Origin of the sequence: Sphingomonas sp. CCH9-F2 (genome assembly GCF_001556735.1) — a bacterium.
GTDB lineage: Bacteria > Pseudomonadota > Alphaproteobacteria > Sphingomonadales > Sphingomonadaceae > Sphingomonas > Sphingomonas ginsenosidimutans.
The window spans coordinates 1-2,118 of the sequence record NZ_LSJO01000283.1 but is presented as its reverse complement, the minus strand read 5'-3'; the positions used below and the strand labels follow the sequence as shown (position 1 = coordinate 2,118).

2 protein-coding genes and 1 pseudogene are annotated in these 2,118 nt (G+C 72.0%); all 3 read right to left on the bottom strand.

Annotated elements, in window-relative coordinates; all coding sequences use genetic code 11:
- Positions 1–65: 65 nt before the first annotated feature.
- Positions 66–1,010, bottom strand: a complete 945-nt coding sequence (locus AX685_RS08595; RefSeq protein WP_066487575.1) for a 50S ribosomal protein L11 methyltransferase — start codon at positions 1,008–1,010, stop codon at positions 66–68.
- Positions 1,000–1,701, bottom strand: a complete 702-nt coding sequence (locus AX685_RS08590; RefSeq protein ID WP_066487578.1) for an SDR family NAD(P)-dependent oxidoreductase — start codon at positions 1,699–1,701, stop codon at positions 1,000–1,002. Before AX685_RS08590 ends, AX685_RS08595 begins: the two co-directional genes overlap by 11 nt.
- A gap of 28 nt (positions 1,702–1,729) precedes the next feature.
- A pseudogene (locus AX685_RS22460) lies at positions 1,730–2,118 on the bottom strand (methyl-accepting chemotaxis protein); the annotation flags it as partial.

Sequence of the window (2,118 nt, the reverse complement as noted above, 5' to 3'; positions counted from 1 at the left end):
CCCCGCCAGTACATAGCCGGCGAGCAGCAGCGCGAGCGCGAGGACGCCGCGCGCGGCCCGGCGCGCTACAGATCGAGCGCCCAACCGTCGCGGCCCTTGGGGTCGATCGGCCGCGTCGGCACGTAGCGGGTCGTGCCAGCGGAAAGGCGAAGGATCGTCCAGTCGCCACGCCGGTCGACCAGTTCCAGCGTGCAGCCGCATGCGGCGAAGGCGGCGATCACCTGTTCACGCTGCGTGTCGAGCAGCCCCGCCAGCACGATTGCGGCGCCGGGCGCGGCGATCGCCGCCACCTCCGGCGCCATCGAGATCAGCGGGCCGGCGAGGATGTTGGCGATGACCAGGTCATAGGGTGCGCGCGCGGCGATATCGTCCGACAGTGCGCCGTCGGCGACGATCAGGTGGAGCGCGTCGATACCGTTCTCCGCCGCATTCTCGCGCGTGACGTGGATCGCGGCGGGATCGATATCGGTCGCGGTGATCGTCGCGGCGGGCCACAGGTGACGCGCGGCGAAGGCGAGCAGCCCGGTGCCGGTGCCCAGATCGATGACATTGGCGAAGGCGCGGTCGGCCATGCCGTCGAGCATCGCCAGGCACCCGGAGGTGGTGGCATGGTGGCCGGTGCCGAACGCCTGCCCGGCATCGATCAGGAAGGCGCGGCCGCCCGGCGGCGCGGCGACGGGATGCGCGCTGGTGTGGACGACGAAGCGGCCCTCGCGGATCGGCTCCAGCCCGGCCTGGCTCATCGCCACCCAGTCCTCCGCGCCCAGCGGGGTGACGACCGGCGCGGTTCCGGCGGCGCTGGGGACCAGCGCGGCGAGCGCGGCGAGCAGCGCGGCGTCGGGCTCATCCTCGACATAGGCGTCGAGCCGCCAGCGTTTGCGATCGTCCTCCACCTCCTCGGTGGTCATCAGCACCGCGTCGATCACCAGATCGTCGGCGGCGTCGATCGCCTCCGCCTCGGCACGGGTGCACGGCAGCGTGACGCGCCAGCTGTCGACCTTATCGGACATAGCTGGCCCCGTTCACGTCGAGCACCGCGCCGGTCATCGACGGCGGCGCATCGAGCGATAGGAAGCGCGCGACCTCCGCCACTTCCTCCGGCTGCGCGACGCGGCCAAGCGGGATGTCGGCGAGCAGCCTGTCGCCGCCGCGGCTGGCGAGATAGTCGTCGGCCATCCCGGTCATCGTGAAGCCGGGGCAGATCGCGAAGGCGAGCACGCCCTGGGCGGCATAGCCGCGCGCGATCGTCTTCGTCATCGCGACCATCCCCGCCTTGGCCGCGGCATAATGCCAGTGCGCGGGGCTGTCGCCGCGATAGGCGGCGCGGCTGGCGACGTTGACGAGGCGGCCGCCGTTCTCCCGCGCCAGCCAGTGGCGCACCGCGTGGCGCGACAGTTGCGCCGCGGCGGTCAGGTTGACCTGCACCGTGCGCTGCCACGCGGCGAGCCAGTCGGCATCATCGGCATCGATCGGCGCGGCCTCGAAGATGCCGGCGTTGTTGATGAGGACGTCGATCCGCCCGTCGAGCCGGTCGAGCGCGCGTTCCCACAGATGGTCGGCGCCGGCGGGATCGGCGAAGTCGGCGGCGATGCCGGCGGCGGTGCCGTGCCCGACCAGCCGCACGCCGGGGATGGCGGACAGCCGGGCGGCGATCGCGGCGCCGATGCCGCGGGTCGATCCGGTCAGCAGGATATGCGTCATGCCCGGCCGCATAACGCCGCCGGCGTGATTAGGCCACGCTTGCCGAAAACTCGCTGGCGGTGGTGCGCAGGTCCTGGAACCGGTCGCCGATCGTGGCGAACGTGACCCCGACCGACGCCATCTGGTTGGCGACCGCCTGCGTCTCCTCGCGGATCGCGGCGATGGTGTGCGACATGGAATCGGCGGCCAGCGCGGTTTCGTCGACCGCCGCGGTGATCGCGGTGACGGTCTGCGACTGAAGGCGCATCGCCTCGCTGACGTGGCTGGCCGATCCCTGCACGTCGGCGACGGTGCGCTTGATCGAGGCGCTGGCATCGACGGTGGTGTGGGTGGCGGCCTGAATCGCGGCGATCTTCGCGGCGATATCGTCGGTGGCGCGCGCGGTCTGGTTGGCGAGGCTCTTGACCTCCTGCGCGA

What these genes read in the sequence shown, in the direction of transcription:
- AX685_RS08590 (WP_066487578.1), bottom strand. Translation starts at nt 1,701, where the DNA reads ATGACGCATATCCTGCTGACCGGATCGACCCGCGGCATCGGCGCCGCG.
- AX685_RS08595 (WP_066487575.1), bottom strand. Translation starts at nt 1,010, where the DNA reads ATGTCCGATAAGGTCGACAGCTGGCGCGTCACGCTGCCGTGCACCCGT.